The 14,702-nt window shown below is 67.7% G+C and carries 12 protein-coding genes; 9 read left to right on the top strand and 3 right to left on the bottom strand.

All coding sequences use genetic code 11. The features are described 5' to 3' along the window. The first annotated feature begins 7 nt into the window (after window positions 1–7). Entirely contained in the window at window positions 8–787 is a 780-nt protein-coding gene (locus MELE44368_RS01295) for an enoyl-CoA hydratase/isomerase family protein (RefSeq protein WP_128106803.1), read from the top strand. 72 nt (window positions 788–859) lie between these two features. Here MELE44368_RS01295 and panB read toward each other — a convergent pair whose 3' ends face one another. Beyond that, a complete protein-coding gene (gene panB / locus MELE44368_RS01290; RefSeq protein WP_046751496.1) occupies window positions 860–1,693 on the bottom strand; it encodes a 3-methyl-2-oxobutanoate hydroxymethyltransferase in 834 nt (277 codons plus the stop codon). Between the two features lie 158 nt (window positions 1,694–1,851). On the opposite strand from panB, the gene MELE44368_RS01285 reads away from it, so the two are divergent. The 7 genes from MELE44368_RS01285 to MELE44368_RS01255 all read left to right on the top strand — a co-directional run bounded on the left by MELE44368_RS01285 (window position 1,852) and on the right by MELE44368_RS01255 (window position 12,039). Next, entirely contained in the window at window positions 1,852–3,243 is a 1,392-nt protein-coding gene (locus MELE44368_RS01285; RefSeq protein ID WP_046751497.1) for a WS/DGAT/MGAT family O-acyltransferase, read from the top strand. 45 nt (window positions 3,244–3,288) lie between these two features. After that, window positions 3,289–4,803, top strand: coding sequence for an alpha/beta hydrolase (locus MELE44368_RS01280; RefSeq protein WP_128106802.1), 1,515 nt, complete (start codon window positions 3,289–3,291; stop codon window positions 4,801–4,803). Window positions 4,804–4,931: 128 nt separating this feature from the next. Further along, window positions 4,932–6,422, top strand: a complete 1,491-nt coding sequence (locus MELE44368_RS01275; protein WP_276050702.1) for an alpha/beta hydrolase — start codon at window positions 4,932–4,934, stop codon at window positions 6,420–6,422. A gap of 61 nt (window positions 6,423–6,483) precedes the next feature. Next, complete coding sequence (gene glnA / locus MELE44368_RS01270; RefSeq protein ID WP_128106800.1) at window positions 6,484–7,824, top strand: type I glutamate--ammonia ligase; 1,341 nt, start codon at window positions 6,484–6,486, stop codon at window positions 7,822–7,824. 28 nt (window positions 7,825–7,852) lie between these two features. Next, window positions 7,853–10,828: a bifunctional [glutamine synthetase] adenylyltransferase/[glutamine synthetase]-adenylyl-L-tyrosine phosphorylase gene (locus tag MELE44368_RS01265; protein WP_128106799.1), complete on the top strand. Its 2,976-nt coding sequence runs from the start codon at window positions 7,853–7,855 to the stop codon at window positions 10,826–10,828. 9 nt (window positions 10,829–10,837) lie between these two features. Then, window positions 10,838–11,185 (top strand): hypothetical protein, encoded by a 348-nt coding sequence (locus MELE44368_RS01260; protein WP_409366088.1) that lies wholly within the window; start codon window positions 10,838–10,840, stop codon window positions 11,183–11,185. Beyond that, window positions 11,182–12,039 carry a TIGR03619 family F420-dependent LLM class oxidoreductase gene (locus MELE44368_RS01255; RefSeq protein ID WP_128107002.1) on the top strand — a complete coding sequence of 286 codons (858 nt, stop codon included), beginning with the start codon at window positions 11,182–11,184 and terminating at the stop codon, window positions 12,037–12,039. Before MELE44368_RS01260 ends, MELE44368_RS01255 begins: the two co-directional genes overlap by 4 nt. Here the strand turns inward: MELE44368_RS01255 and MELE44368_RS01250 are convergent. Beyond that, the gene (locus MELE44368_RS01250) at window positions 12,036–12,518 is read right to left on the bottom strand and encodes a DoxX family protein (protein ID WP_128106798.1); all 483 of its coding nucleotides are present in this window, start codon (window positions 12,516–12,518) and stop codon (window positions 12,036–12,038) included. The genes MELE44368_RS01255 and MELE44368_RS01250 overlap by 4 nt on opposite strands. A 68-nt stretch (window positions 12,519–12,586) precedes the next feature. Continuing rightward, the gene (glnA, locus tag MELE44368_RS01245) at window positions 12,587–14,023 is read right to left on the bottom strand and encodes a type I glutamate--ammonia ligase (protein WP_128106797.1); all 1,437 of its coding nucleotides are present in this window, start codon (window positions 14,021–14,023) and stop codon (window positions 12,587–12,589) included. 160 nt (window positions 14,024–14,183) lie between these two features. Here glnA (MELE44368_RS01245) and MELE44368_RS01240 point away from each other — a divergent pair, with 160 nt between their 5' ends. Then, the gene (locus MELE44368_RS01240; RefSeq protein ID WP_128106796.1) at window positions 14,184–14,663 is read left to right on the top strand and encodes an RDD family protein; all 480 of its coding nucleotides are present in this window, start codon (window positions 14,184–14,186) and stop codon (window positions 14,661–14,663) included. Window positions 14,664–14,702 lie beyond the last annotated feature (39 nt).

Raw genomic sequence — 14,702 nt, 5'->3', positions numbered from 1 at the left:
TCCAGGGGTGAGCGAATACGAGACCATCAAGTTCGAGCAGTCCGGGGCCGTCACCCAGATCACGTTGAACCGGCCCGACGCGGCAAATGGCATGAACGCCACCATGACTCGCGAGCTGGCCCACGCCGCGAAACGCTGCGACACCGACGCCACCAAGGTGGTGGTCCTCACCGGGTCCGGCCGCTTCTTCTGCGCCGGGGGCGACTTGAAGGACTTCGCCTCCGCGCCTGACCGCGGTCAGCACGTCAAGGGCGTCGCCGACGATCTGCACCGCGCGATCTCGAGTTTCGCGCGGATGAACGCCGTGCTGATCACCTCCGTCAACGGCACCGCAGCCGGTGCGGGCTTCTCCGTCGCGGTCACCGGCGACTTGGTGCTGGCCGCGGAGTCCGCGTCGTTCACGATGGCCTACACCCGGGTCGGGCTGAGCCCCGACGGCAGCGCGTCCTACTTTCTGCCGCGGCTGATCGGTGTCACGAAGACCAAGGAACTCATGCTGACCAACCGCACGCTGTCCGCGCAGGAAGCGTCGCAGTGGGGACTGGTCACCGAGGTCGTGGCCGACGCCGAGCTGGCCGACCGGACCGCGCAACTCGCCGACCGGATGGCCGCTACGTCAGCCGGGTCCAACGGAGGGGTCAAGGCGCTTCTGCTCGGCACGTTCAAGAACGGGCTGGAAGAGCAGATGGAGCACGAGAGCCGCCTGATCGCCGAGCGCGCCGGATCGGCCGACGGTCGCGAGGGCGTCGACGCGTTCTTGGCCAAGCGCAAAGCCGAGTTTCGGTAGCGGTAGCGCGAACAGACGCGAAAACCCCCAAAACTCGCCGATTTTGAGGGTTTTCGCGTCTGCTCGGCTGGATCAGAACGAGTGCTCGTCGGCGGGAAACACCCCGCCGGCCACCTCTTCGGCGTATTGCGTTGCAGCACGGTGCAATTCGGCACCGACGTCGCCGAACCGCTTGACGAACTTGGCCGTCTTGCCGCTGGTGAGCCCGGCCATGTCCTGCCAGACCAGCACCTGGGCGTCGCAGTTGGGCCCGGCGCCGATACCGATGGTGGGGATCGTCAGCTTGCCGGTGATCTGGGTGGCCAGTTCGGCGGGCACCATCTCCATGACCACGCAGAACGCACCGGCCTCCTGGACGGCGATCGCGTCGTGGATGGTCTGCTCGGCGGCGTCGCCGCGGCCCTGGACGCGGAATCCGCCCAACCCGTTGACGCTCTGCGGGGTGAACCCGATGTGCGCCATCACCGGGATGCCCGCGGCGCTGATCGTCGCGATCTGGTCGGCGACGCGTTCGCCGCCCTCGAGCTTGACCGCGTGCGCGCCGGTCTCCTTCAGGAACCGGGTGGCCGTCTGCAGGGCGTGGGTGGCGCCGGACTCGTAGCTGCCGAACGGCATGTCGGCGACAACCAGCGCGTGCGGGGCGCCGCGCACCACCCCGCGCACCAGCGGGATGAGCTCGTCGATGGTCACCGGCACGGTGGTGTCATAGCCGTAGACCACGTTGGCCGCCGAATCGCCGACGAGCAGCACCGGGATGCCGGCGTCGTCGAAAATCCGGGCGGTGGAGTAGTCGTAGGCCGTCAACATGGCCCACTTGTGCCCCTCGGCCTTCCACTTCTGAAGGTGATGGACGCGCGTTTTGGTCCGCGGTGCGGAGGCAGCGCCGTAGACGGTCTGCTCAGACATCGTTGTCCCCTATGGGTGGGTCGGGTCGAATCCTCGAGGCCGGAACGGTCCCCGGGTTTCGTCTGACCTCGTCAGTCTGCCACCACGGCCGCGGAAAGTTAAAAGGCGTGTTGAGTGGATTTCCTCACACTCGCCGTCGACCGGCATACCATCGCGGCATGCAGCGGCTCAGCGGACTCGACGCCAGCTTCCTCTACCTCGAGACCACCAAACAGCCCCTGCACGTGTGCTCGATCCTCGAACTCGACACGTCGACCATGCCGGGCGGGTACACGTTCGACCGGTTCCGCGAGGCGTTGAGCGAGCGGATCAAGGCGATGCCGCAGTTCCGCGAGAAGCTGGCCGACAGCCGGTTCAACCTCGATCATCCGGTGTGGGTGGAAGACCCCGATTTCGTCGTCGACCATCATTTGCACCGCATCGGCCTGCCCGGGCCGGGCGGGCCCCGCGAACTCGCCGAGATCTGCGGGCACATCGCGTCTTTGCCGCTGGACCGCAGCCGTCCGCTGTGGGAGAAGTGGGTCATCGAGAACATCGACGGCACCAATCCGTACGAGGGCGGTCGCCTCGTGGTGATGACCAAGGTGCACCACGCCGGGGTGGACGGGGTGACGGGCGCCAGCATGATGTCGCAGCTGTGCAGCACCGAACCCGACGCGCCTCCGCCGGCGCCGGTCGAGGGATCCGGCGACGCCAGCTCGCTCGAGATCGCCGTCAGCGGTGCGCTGCGGTTCGCCACCCGCCCGCTCAAGCTCGTCAACGCGCTGCCGACGACGGTGACCTCGGTCGTGGACACCGTCCGACGCGCGCGCACCGGGCTGACCATGGCGACACCGTTCTCCGCCCCGCAGACCGTCTTCAACGCCAACGTCACCGCGCACCGCAACGTCGCGTTCACCGAGCTCGACCTCGAGGACATCAAGACGGTGAAGAACCGCTTCGGGGTCAAGGTCAACGACGTGGTGATGGCACTGGTCTCCGGGGTGCTGCGCAAGTTTCTGGATGACCGCGGCGCGCTGCCGGACGGCTCGCTGGTCGCGATGGTGCCCGTGTCGGTGCACGACAGGTCCGACCGGCCGGGGCGAAACCAGGTGTCGGGCATGTTCTCCCGGCTGGAGACCCACATCAAGGACCCCGTCGAGCGGCTGAAGTCAATCGCCGAAGCCAATTCGGTTGCCAAACAACATAGTTCGGCGATCGGGGCGACGCTGCTGCAGGACTGGACGCAGTTCGCCGCGCCGGCGGTGTTCGGGGTCGCGATGCGCGTGTACGCCGCGAGCCGGCTCAGCGGCGCCAGGCCGGTGCACAACCTCGTCATCTCCAACGTGCCCGGCCCGCAGGTCCCGCTGTACTACCTGGGTTGCGAAGCCAAGTCGATGTATCCGCTGGGCCCGATCTTCCACGGTTCGGGGTTGAACATCACCGTGATGTCGCTGAACGGAAAACTCGACGTCGGCATCGTGTCGTGCCCGGACCTACTGCCCGATCTGTGGGATATGGCCGACGACTTTCAGGCCGCGCTCGATGAGTTGCTCGCGGCCTCCCGATAACCGCCTCGCCAGCACATATCCGGGGTCATGGCAGCATGTGGTGCCATGAACCTCAAGATCGGGGTCCTCGCGACCGCCACGCTGCTGCTCGTCGCCGGTTGCAGCACGACGGTCGACGGGCGCGCCGTCGTTGCGGTGCCGCGGCCCGGTACCCCGGTGCAGTGGGCGCCGTGCCAACTCGAGGGCGGCGCGGAGGCGCGTGTGCCCGAGGGCGCCGAATGCGGCATGTTGTCGGTGCCGGTCAACTACGACGAGCCTGACGGCGACGTCGCGCGGATCGCGCTGATCCGGTTCAGGGCGACCGGCGAGAAGATCGGTTCGCTGATCATCAACCCCGGCGGACCGGGCGAGTCCGGCGTGGAGGCCGCCGCCAACGTCGTTTCGTCGCTGCCGGAGTCGGTGCGCGAGCGCTTCGACCTCGTCGGGTTCGACCCCCGCGGCGTCGCGAACTCCACCCCGGCGCTGTGGTGCAACTCCGACGCCGACAACGACCGGCTGCGGGCCGACCCGCAGGTCGACTACTCGGAGGAAGGCGTCGCCGAGATCGAGGAGGAGACCAAGGCGTTCGTGCAGCGCTGTGTCGACAAGATGGGCGAGGAGTTCCTGGCCAACATCGGCACCGCCAACGTGGCCAGGGATCTCGATGCGATCCGTGAGGCGGTCGGCGACGAGAAGCTGACCTATCTGGGCTACTCGTACGGCACCCGGATCGGCTCCACCTACGCCGAGAACTACCCGGACAAGGTGCGGGCGATGGTCCTCGACGGCGCCGTCGACCCCAACGCCGACCCGATCGAGGCCAACGTCCGCCAGGCCGCGGCATTCCAGACCGCGTTCAACGACTACGCCGCCGACTGCGCGGCCACCCACCCGGACTGCCCGCTCGGCGACGACCCCGCGAAGGCCAACGACGTCTACCACAGCCTGGTCGACCCGCTGGTGGAGAAGCCGGCGCGGACCAGGGACCCGCGTGGCTTGAGCTACTCCGACGCGATCGTGGGCACGATCCTGCCGCTGTATTCGCCGAACCTGTGGCGTCATCTGACCCAGGCGCTCAGTGAACTCAAAGACGGTACCGGCGACACCATGCTGGCGCTGGCGGACCTCTACATGGGCCGCGACCAGAACGGCCACTACAACAACTCGACCGACGCCCGGGTGGCCGTCAACTGCGTCGACAAACCCGCGGTGACCGACCGGGCGAAGGTCGCCGAGGAGGACCGCCGGGTCCGCGAAGCGGCGCCGTTCTTGAGCTACGGCGAGTTCACCGGCCACGCACCGCTGAACACCTGCGCGTTCTGGCCGGTGCCGCCGACGAGCGAACCCCACGAGATCGAGGTCAGCGGGCTGCCGCCGGTGCTGGTGGTGTCCACGACCAATGACCCGGCCACGCCGTATGAGGCGGGCGAGGAGTTGGCCCAACAACTCGGCGGCACCCTGCTCACCTACGAGGGCACCCAGCACACCGTCGTGTTTCAGGGCAACCAGTGCATCGACGACATCGCGTCGCGCTACCTGATCGACCTGACCGTGCCACCGCCGGACACCCGCTGCAGCTGATCTGCGGCGCACCGCCAGATCACATCCCGGTCACCGTTGGATCGCGGCCGCGATCGCTGTCCCCCCGGCATGCCACGATTGCTGCCATGTGGCGGGCGGGTCGGCTGGTGTACATCGTCTTGCTGGCGATGACGCTTGCCGTGCCGACGGCGCTTCCGAACGCGTCGGCCGCACCCGACGGGCAGTCCGTCGCGCTCTACGGGCAGCCACCGGCGTGGGGTGGTTGCCAACAGTGGATCGCCGACACCAGCAAGATCCCCACCGCAGAGTGCGCCACCGTCGCGGTACCCGTCGACTGGAATGACGCCGCCAATCCTCAAGCCGCACATGCCCACTTGGCGGTGATCCGGGTGCCCGCCACCGGCGACCGGATCGGGGTGCTGATGGTGAACCCCGGCGGCCCTGGTGCGTCGGCGGTCAAGACCGTCGCGGGGATGGGCGCAGCGCTGGCCGACACCGAGATCGGTCGTCGCTTCGATCTGGTCGGCTTCGACCCGCGCGGTGTCGGGTTCTCCACCCCGGAACTGCGCTGCCGCACCGACGCGGAGTTCGACGCCTACCGTCGCGAACCGATGGTCGATTACAGCCCGGCCGGGGTCGCACGCATCGAGCAGCTGTACGCGCAGCTCGCCCGGAGTTGCGTCGACAGAATGGGCGCCGAGTTCCTGGCCAACATCGGCACCGCGTCGGCGGTACGCGACATGGACGTGGTACGCGCCGCGCTCGGTGAGAACCAGATCAACTACCTGGGCTTCTCCTACGGCACCCAACTCGGCGCGGCCTACGCCGAACACTTCGGCGAGCGGGTGCGGGCGATGGTGCTCGACGGTGCCATCGACCCCGGACTGGATCCGATCGCCGCCAGGATCCGCCAAATGGTGGGCTTCCAAAGGGCTTTCGAGGAATACGCGACAGACTGCGCGTCGTCCCCGGACTGCCCGCTGGGCACCGATCCGGCGCAGTTCGTCGCCCGCTACCGCCAGCTGGTGGACCCGTTGGTGCAGCGGCCCGCCTACACCTCCGATCCGCGTGGGCTGAGCTACGCCGACGCCATCACCGGGACGGTCAACGCGCTCTACTCCCAGCGCTACTGGAAGTACCTCACCAGCGGGCTGCTCGGCCTGCAGCGCGGCACCGACGCCGGCGATCTGCTGCTGTTGGCCGACGACTACCAGCGTCGCGACGAGTCCGGGCACTACACCAACCAGCAGGACGCGTTTCTGGCCATCCGCTGCGTCGACGCGCCGTATCCGGCCGACACCGCGTCGTGGGTGGCGGTGGACGCGCAGGTCCGCCAGGTGGCGCCGTTCATCGCCTACGGCGGCTTCACCGGGCTCGCCCCGCGTGACCTGTGTGCGATGTGGCCGGTGCCGCCGACGTCGTCACCAGGCCCCGCATCGTCACCCGGACCGGGCAAGGTCCTGGTGGTGTCGACCACCGGCGATCCGGCCACGCCCCACCAAGCCGGTGTCGACCTGGCCCGTCAGATGCAGGCCTCGCTGATCACCTTCGAGGGCCGCCAGCACACCGTCGTCTTCAACGGCGACGCCTGCGTGGACACCGCGGTGGTGAACTTCATGGTCGATCTGACCGTGCCGCCCGACGGCCTGCGGTGCTGATCGTCACCGGTCGCAGCCGCCGTGTAACACCGATTTAACAGCCCGGACCTACGCTGCGGACATGGATCGGCAGAAGGAATTCGTGCTGCGCACGCTGGAAGAACGCGACATCCACTTCGTCCGGCTGTGGTTCACCGATGTGCTCGGATACCTCAAGTCGGTCGCGATCGCGCCCGCCGAGCTCGAGGGGGCGTTCGAGGAGGGGATCGGCTTCGACGGTTCGGCGATCGAGGGTTTCGCCCGCGTCTCGGAGGCCGACATGATCGCCAGGCCCGATCCGTCCACCTTCCAGGTGCTGCCGTGGATGTCCAGCGGGGGCGGGCACCATTCGGCGCGGATGTTCTGCGACATCACCATGCCCGACGGCTCACCGTCATGGGCGGACTCGCGTCACGTGCTGCGCCGGCAGCTGTCCAAGGCCGGCGACCTGGGGTTCTCCTGCTACGTGCATCCGGAGATCGAGTTCTTTCTGCTCAAGCCCGGCGAGAATGACGGAACCCCGCCGGTGCCCGCCGACAACGGCGGCTACTTCGATCAGGCCGTGCACGACGCCGCCCCCAACTTTCGCCGCCACGCCATCGATGCGCTCGAACAGATGGGCATCTCCGTGGAGTTCAGCCACCACGAGGGCGCGCCGGGCCAGCAGGAGATCGACCTGCGTTACGCCGACGCGCTGTCGATGGCCGACAACGTCATGACGTTCCGCTACGTGGTCAAGGAGGTGGCGCTCGGCGAGGGCGTGCGCGCCACCTTCATGCCCAAGCCGTTCGCCGAACACCCCGGATCGGCGATGCACACCCACATGAGCCTGTTCGAGGGCGAGGTCAACGCGTTCCACAGCCCGGAAGACCCGCTGCAACTGTCCAAGGTCGCCAAGTCGTTCATCGCGGGCATCCTCGAGCACGCCAACGAGATCAGCGCGGTCACCAACCAGTGGGTGAACTCCTACAAGCGGCTGATACACGGCGGGGAGGCGCCGACCGCGGCGTCGTGGGGCGCGGCCAACCGCTCGGCGCTGGTGCGGGTGCCGATGTACACGCCGCGCAAGGCGTCGTCGCGGCGCGTCGAAGTGCGCAGCCCCGACTCGGCCTGCAACCCGTACCTGACCTTCGCGGTGCTGCTGGCCGCGGGCCTGCGCGGCATCGAGAAGGACTACGTGCTGGGCCCGGAGGCCGAGGACAACGTCTGGAACCTCACCCCCGAGGAACGCAACGCCATGGGCTACAAGGAGCTGCCGTCGAGCCTGGGCATGGCGCTGACCGAAATGGAGAACTCCGAACTGGTCGCGGAAGCGTTGGGCGAGCACGTCTTCGACTACTTCCTGCGCAACAAGTACGCCGAGTGGGAGAACTACCGCAGCCACGTCACGCCGTACGAGCTGAAGTCGTACTTGTCGCTGTAGCCGCGGGCCCTTGCGCTACCGTCCAGATGTGGCCAAACCTGCGACGCAGCGTCCGAAGCTGCCCAGCGTAGGCCGGCTGGGACTGGTCGAACCGTCCGCGCCCGCCGATCTGGATCGGCTCGGCTGGAACACCGACGACCACACCGATCTGCTGTGGTCGCTGTCGCGCGCGCCCGACGCCGACACGGCGCTGAAGGCAGTGGTGCGGCTGGCCGACGCGGTCGGGGCCGACTGGGCCGAGCTCAACGAGCAGTTGATGACCGACCGCCCGCTGCGCGGCCGGCTGTTCAGCATCCTCGGGTCGTCGCTGGCGCTGGCCGACCACCTGATCGCTCACCCGGACTCCTGGCGTCTGCTGTCCGGCGAGGTGGCCTTGCCGACGGCCGAGGAACTGAAGGACATGTTCGGGTCGCTGGCCGGGGAATTCACCGCCGCAAACGCTGCGCTGCAGCCGTTGCGCACGCTGTACCGCGACCGGCTGATGGTGCTGGCCGGACTGGACCTGGCCTCCACCGTGGAGAACGAACCCGTTCTACCGTTCAAGACGGTCGCGGCGCACCTGTCGGATCTGGCGGACGCCGCGCTGACCGCCGCGTTGACGGTGGCGATCACCTCGATAGGGCTGAAGCCCGAAGAGGCCCCGCGGCTCGCGATGATCGCGATGGGCAAATGCGGTGCGCGAGAACTCAACTACGTCAGCGACGTCGACGTGATCTTTGTGGCCGCCAACGACGAAACCGATCTGGCACTGGCGACCCGGGTGGCCGGCGAGATGATGCGGTTCGCCGCCGACGCCTTCTTCGAGGTCGATGCCGCGTTGCGGCCGGAGGGAAAACGCGGTCAGCTGGTGCGCACCTTGGATTCCCACATCGCCTACTACCAGCGGTGGGCCAAGACGTGGGAGTTCCAGGCGCTGATGAAGGCCAGACCCGCCGCGGGCGACGCCGAACTGGGGCAGGCCTACGTCGACGCGCTGATGCCGATGGTGTGGACCGCCTGCGAGCGTGAGGATTTCGTGTCCGAGGTGCAGGCCATGCGCCGGCGCGTCGAGGAACTCGTGCCCGCCGGGGTGCGCAGCCGTGAGATCAAGCTCGGCACCGGCGGCCTGCGCGACGTCGAGTTCGCGGTGCAGCTGCTGCAATTGGTGCACGGCCGCAACGACGAGTCGCTGCGGGTGGCCTCCACGGTCGACGCGCTGGCGGCGCTCGGGGCGGCCGGATACGTCGGTCGTGACGACGCTGCCAACCTCACCGCCTCATACGAGTTCCTGCGGCTGCTCGAGCACCGGCTGCAGCTGCAGCGGCTCAAGCGCACCCACATGCTTCCCGACGAGGACGACGACGAGGCGCTGCGCTGGCTGGCGCGGGCCGCGCATATCCGCCCCGACGGCACCCACGACGCCCTGGGGGTGCTGCGCGAAGAACTCAAGCGTCAAAGCATGCGGGTGTCACGCCTGCACGCCAAGCTGTTCTACCAACCGCTGCTGGAGTCAGTCGGTCAAGCCGCGCTTGGAATCTCGGTAGGGATGACGCAGGAGGCCGCCGAACGGCAGCTGGCAGCGCTCGGCTACGAAGGTCCGCAGAGCGCGTTGACGCACCTGGCGGCGCTGACCGCGGGCAGCGTCAGACGCAGCCGGGTGCAGCGGGTGCTGCTGCCGACGCTGCTGGACTGGTTGTCCGACACGCCGGATCCCGACGGCGGGCTGCTGGCCTACCGACGCATCAGCGAGGCGCTCGTCGAGCACCGGTGGTATCTGTCGACGCTGCGCGACGAGGGTGCGGTGGCCAAACGGCTGATGACGGTGTTGGGCACGTCGGCCTACATCCCCGAACTCCTGATGCGCGCACCCGAGGTGATCCAGCTCTACGCCGACGGACCCGACGGCCCCAAGCTGTGCGACGTCGATCCCGACGGGGTGGCCCGCGCGCTGATCGCCTCCGCCGGAAGGCATCCCGAGCCGGAGCGGGCCATCGCCGCCGCACGCACTCTGCGCCGCCGCGAGCTGGCCAGGATCGCGTCCGCGGACCTGCTCGGCATGCTCGAGGTGACCGATGTCTGTGCGGCGTTGACGTCGGTGTGGGTGGCGGTGCTGCAGGCCGCGCTGGAATCGGTGATCCGCGCCAACACCGGCGAGGACGCGGTTCCCGCCCGCATCGCGGTGATCGGGATGGGCAGGTTGGGCGGCGCCGAGCTGGGCTACGGCTCGGACGCCGACGTGATGTTCGTGTGCGAACCCGACGAAGGGGTCGACGAGTCGGTCGCCGTTCGCTGGGCGACGACGGTCGCCGAGCAGGTGGGCACGTTGCTCGGTGCGCCCAGCCCCGACCCGCCGCTGGAGATAGACGCGACGTTGCGGCCCGAGGGCCGCAACGGGCCGCTGGTGCGCACGCTGGCGTCGTATGAGGCGTACTACACGCAGTGGGTGCAGCCGTGGGAGGTCCAGGCGCTGCTGCGGGCCCATCGGGTCGCCGGCGATCTCGACCTGGGGGAGCGGTTCCTGTTGATGGTGGACAAGATCCGGTATCGGCCCGGCGGCATGTCGGCCGAGGGTATCCGCGAGATCCGGCGGATCAAGGCGCGGGTGGACGCCGAGCGGCTGCCGCGCGGCGCGGACCCCAACACGCATACGAAGCTGGGACGCGGCGGGCTGGCCGACATCGAATGGACCGTGCAGCTTCTGCAGCTGCGGCACGCTCACGAGGTGGCGGCGCTGCACACCACGTCGACGCTGGAGGCGCTCGACGCGATCGCCGCGGCCGAGCTGATCGCCGAGGGTGATGTGGAGTTGCTGCGGCAGGCGTGGTTGACCGCCACCGCCGCCCGCAACGCGCTGGTGCTGGTGCGTGGTAAACCGACCGACCAGCTGCCGGGCCCCGGTCGGCAACTCAACGCCGTCGCGGTGGCCGCAGGGTGGGAGAGTGGCGACGGCGGCGAGTTCCTCGACAACTACCTGAGGGTGACCCGTCGGGCAAAAGCGGTGGTACGAAAGGTCTTTGATGGATAGACAGCGCCAATGAGCATGGATTTCGGCTATGACATCGTCACGGCGGACGAGTATGAGCGTCAGCGGTTGCTGTACGGGCCGCTGACCGAGTCGCTGCACAGGCTCATCGCGGCGGCTCTGCACACCGACGTGGACGAGGACACCGTGCGCGAGGCGCAAGCGTCCATCGACGCGGTCACCGAGGTGCTCGAACGCGAACAGCGCACCGCCACCGGCAATCCACGAGGCGACAGGGCCCGAAGGCGCGAAAACCTATGCGCGGGGCTACCTCAGCGACGCCGACGGCGCCACCGTGGAGGCCGAAGGCGTGTTCATCGTGCCGGCGTGGGCAAGGGATGCGGGCTGACGTGGCTCTGAAGTTCTATGTCAGCACCGCCTTTCTCGACACCGGTGAGGCCGTGGAAGTCGCCAAGGCCGCAGATGATCTCGGCTATGACGGGATCGGCATCCCCGACCACGTGGTGAACCTCGAGACACTGGCGACGCCGTATCCCTACACCAAGGACGGCAAACGCCGCTGGGAGGCGTTCACCGACTGGCCCGATCCGTGGGTGATGATCGGCGCGATCGCTCTGGCGACCACCCGGCTGAGGTTCGTCACCACGGTGTATCTGCCCGCGATGCGTGATCCATACTCGGCGGCGAAATCCATTGGCACCGCCGCATACCTGGCCGGAGGGCGGCTCGAACTCGGCATCGGGGTCGGCTGGTGCAAAGAAGAGTTCACGTTGATGGGCCAGCGGTTCGACCGCCGTGGTAAGCGCACCGACGAGATGCTCGAGTTGATGAAGGAACTGTGGCGGCCCGGCTGGACGGAGTTCGACGGCGAGTTCTATCAGACCCCGCGGCTGGAGATGGAACCCACCCCGCCGCACATTCCCATCTATGTCGGCGGGTTGTCTGACATCGCGTTGCGCCGCGCCGCGCGCCACGACGGGTGGATCGGCGATCTGATCACCACCGAGCGCGCGCTCGAACGTGTCGAGCGGTTGAGGCAACTGCGCGCCGAAAGCGGGTTGTCGATGGACGATTTCACCGTGCTCACCCCGCTGACCGACGCGTTCACCCCCGAGCATTACGACCGCGCACAGGCCGGCGGCATCACCGGGATCATCACGATGCCGTGGATGTTCTACAGCGGGCCGCAGGCGTCGCTGGCCGAGAAGATCGACGGAATGCGTAAGTTCCGCAAGGATATGGCGCTGGATTAACGGCGGCGGAACCTGCTCAGCAGGCCGCCGCGCGCCGGCGGCGCCGCGGTGGTGGTCGCGGCGCCGACGGGCCGGCGCCTACCGTCGACGGAATAGACACCGGGGCCGATGGCGGCCAACAACAGGAACCCGATGCAGAACAGCACCGCCGGCTCGCCGCCGTTGGCCATCGGCCAGAAGCTCGGCGGCTCGCCCTCCAGCGGCGGCCAGTGCTGCCAGAAGTACGCCACGGCCATCTCACCGGAGGCGATGACCGCCGCGACGCGGGTGAACAGTCCGACGGTGATCAGAAGACCGGCGACCAGTTCGATCACCCCCGCCCACCACATCGGCCAGCTACCGACCGGCACCGAGGAGCCCAGCGGCCAGCCGAACAACTTTGCCGAGCCGTGGACGGCGAACAGCAGACCGAAGAAGACGCGGAAGGCGAGCAACGCCGCGGGGGAGTAGGAGTTCAGGCGATTGTTCAGGGTCGTCATTGACAGACCCTAACGCCGATTCGGGCCGGGCGCGTCGAAGTCGCCCGGCCCGAATCGGTCAGTTGTGGTTACACGTCGTAGTACAGCGCGATCTCATACGGGTGCGGCCGGACCTGCACCGGCAGGATCTCGTTCTCCCGCTTGTAGGCGATCCAGGTCTCGATCAGATCCTCGGTGAAAACCCCGCCCTCGGTGAGGTATTCGTGATCCTCCTCGAGCCGGTCGATGACCGCCGACAGCGAGGTCGGCGCCTGCGGGATGTTGGCGGCCTCGTCGGGCGGCAACTCGTAGAGATCCTTGTCGACGGGTGCCAACGGCTCCATCTTCTTCTTGATGCCGTCCAGGCCGGCCATCAGCATCGCCGCGAACGCCAGGTACGGGTTGCCCGAACTGTCCGGGCAGCGGAACTCCAGGCGCTTGGCCTTCGGGTTGTTGCCGGTGATCGGGATGCGCACGCATGCGCTGCGGTTCCGCTGGCTGTACACCAGGTTGATCGGCGCCTCGTAGCCGGGCACCAGCCGCTTGTAGGAGTTCACCGTCGGGTTGGTGAACGCCAGCAGTGACGGCGCGTGGTGCAGGATGCCGCCGATGTAGTGGCGCGCGGTGTCGGACAGGCCCGCGTAGCCCGACTCGTCGTGGAACAGCGGCTGACCGTCCTTCCACAGCGACTGGTGTGCGTGCATACCGGAGCCGTTGTCGCCGAACAGCGGCTTGGGCATGAACGTCACAGTCTTGCCGGCCTGCCATGCGGTGTTCTTGATGATGTACTTGAACAGCAGCAGGTCATCGGCCGCGTGCAGCATCGTGTTGAACTTGTAGTTGATCTCGGCCTGACCGGCGGTGCCGACCTCGTGGTGACCGCGCTCCAGGACGAAGCCGGCGTTCTGCAGGTTGGTGCACATCTGGTCGCGCAGGTCGACGAAGTGGTCATACGGCGCGACGGGGAAGTAGCCGCCCTTGGGGCGGACCTTGTAGCCGCGGTTGACGCTGCCATCGGACTCGACCGCCTCGCCGGTGTTCCACCACCCAGCCTCCGAGTCGATCTCGTAGAACGTGCTGTTCATCTGCGAGTCGAACGACACCGAGTCGAAGATGTAGAACTCGGCTTCGGCGCCGAAGTAGGCGGTGTCCGCGATGCCGGTGCTGGCCAGGTAGTTCTCCGCCTTGCGGGCCACGTTGCGCGGGTCACGCGAGTACGCCTCACGGGTGAACGGATCGTGCACGAAGAAGTTGACGTTCAGCGTCTTGGCGGCGCGGAACGGGTCGATGCGTGCGGTCTCGGGATCCGGCAGCAGCATCATGTCGGATTCGTGGATCGACTGGAATCCCCGCACCGACGAGCCGTCGAAGGCCAGGCCATCTTCGAAGACATCCTGCGTGAAGGCCGTAGCCGGGATCGAGAAGTGTTGAACGACGCCGGGCAGATCGCAGAACCGAATGTCGACGTACTCTACGTCTTCGTCCTTGATCAGCTTGAGAATGTCGTCGGCGGTCTTTTCTGCCACTGAGTTCTCTCCTTATATTTCGTAACCCGCGCGTTGACGCTAAGGACACGATGTTGCACGGTCGTCAACCGTATGTTGCGCCGAAGTTACGCAATGTCGCCTCGGTGGCTGGATGCTGGCGGCCGATGGCCCTGGACGGGTCCACACATATCCTGTCACCATGGCCCGCGCAATGGGGTCCTGGTTGTCGGGACCGAGCAGTGACCTGGGACCCAGCGACTACCCGGGACAGCGTCTCGGCTTGCCCGAGACCGGCCCGGGCTCGATCGCCCGGTTCGGCAGGCGCATCGCCGCACTGCTGATCGACTGGTTCATCGCCTACGGGCTGGTGGGGCTGGTCGTCGGGGTCGGGCTGGTCAGCCGGGACGATTTTCTGTACACGCCGATGGGGTCGACCTCGATCGCGCTGGTCTGGCTGCTGCTGGGCATCATCTCGGTGCGGCTGTACGGCTTCACCCCCGGCCAGTTCGCGCTCGGGTTGCGCGTGGCCTCGATCGACAACCGTATGCATGTCGGCCTCGGCCGGGCCACGGTGCGCGGGCTGCTGGTGTTCTTCATCGTGCCCGCGTTGTTCACCGACGGCGACCTGCGCGGTTACCAGGACCGCTTCACCAACACCGCCGTCGTGCGCCGCACCTGACGTCCGGGCCGCGGCCCGGCCGGTTCCGTCGAACCTGAG

It is taken from the genome of Mycolicibacterium elephantis DSM 44368 (assembly GCF_004014805.1).
Lineage (GTDB): Bacteria > Actinomycetota > Actinomycetes > Mycobacteriales > Mycobacteriaceae > Mycobacterium > Mycobacterium elephantis.
The sequence above is the reverse complement of the archived record's forward strand: the minus strand, read 5'-3'. Positions and strand labels throughout refer to the sequence as shown.